Origin of the sequence: Psychrobacter sp. Pi2-52, from assembly GCF_904846705.1 — a bacterium.
Lineage (GTDB): Bacteria > Pseudomonadota > Gammaproteobacteria > Pseudomonadales > Moraxellaceae > Psychrobacter.
Window position 1 is genome coordinate 1 of the sequence record NZ_CAJHBS010000053.1, and the last position, 1104, is coordinate 1104.

Below are 1104 nucleotides of genomic sequence, written 5' to 3' on the forward strand. Positions count from 1 at the left end.
GGCGAAGCCAAAGACTACGCGTCTATTGACTCAGCACCAGAAGAAAAAGCACGTGGTATCACCATCAACACCTCACACGTAGAATATGACACAGACAGCCGTCACTACGCACACGTAGATTGCCCAGGTCACGCCGATTATGTTAAAAACATGATCACTGGTGCGGCACAGATGGACGGCGCAATCCTAGTAGTATCTGCAACTGACGGCCCTATGCCACAGACTCGTGAGCACATCTTGCTTTCACGTCAGGTTGGCGTACCGTACATCATCGTATTCATGAACAAATGTGACATGGTTGATGACGAAGAATTGTTAGAACTAGTAGAAATGGAAGTTCGTGAACTATTGAACGACTATGACTTCCCAGGCGATGACACTCCTATCGTTAAAGGTTCTGCTACTGAAGCCCTAAAAGGCTCACAAGAAAAATACGGCCAACCAGCTGTTGTAGAACTACTAAACGTACTAGACACCTACATCCCAGAGCCAGAGCGTGACATCGACAAAGCATTCCTAATGCCAATCGAAGACGTATTCTCAATCTCAGGTCGTGGTACTGTAGTAACAGGCCGTGTTGAATCTGGTATCGTTAAAGTTGGTGACGAGATCGAAATCGTTGGTATCCGTGACACTCAAAAAACCACCTGTACTGGTGTAGAGATGTTCCGTAAACTGCTTGACGAAGGTCGTGCAGGCGAAAACTGTGGCGTACTACTACGTGGTACTAAGCGTGAAGACGTACAACGTGGCCAAGTACTAGCTAAGCCAGGTTCAATCACTCCTCACACCAAGTTTGACGCTGAAGTATATGTATTGTCAAAAGAAGAGGGTGGTCGTCACACACCATTCCTAAACGGCTATCGTCCACAGTTCTACTTCCGTACTACTGACGTAACTGGCGCAATCCAATTACAAGACGGTACTGAAATGGTAATGCCTGGTGATAACGTTGAGATGGGCGTAGAGCTTATCCACCCAATCGCTATGGACAAAGGTCTTCGCTTCGCTATTCGTGAAGGCGGCCGTACTGTAGGCGCTGGTGTTGTTGCTAACGTATTGAACTAATCCTTAAGTCTCAGCAATGAGCTTATGAATTAGTCA

General features: G+C 46.7%; 1 protein-coding gene. It reads left to right on the top strand.

Annotation, left to right across the window (positions count from 1 at the left end; genetic code table 11):
- The coding region (gene tuf, locus JMY00_RS13445; protein WP_201580530.1) for an elongation factor Tu at positions 1-1068 on the top strand (1068 nt) is incomplete at its 5' end.
- Positions 1069-1104: the final 36 nt, after the last annotated feature.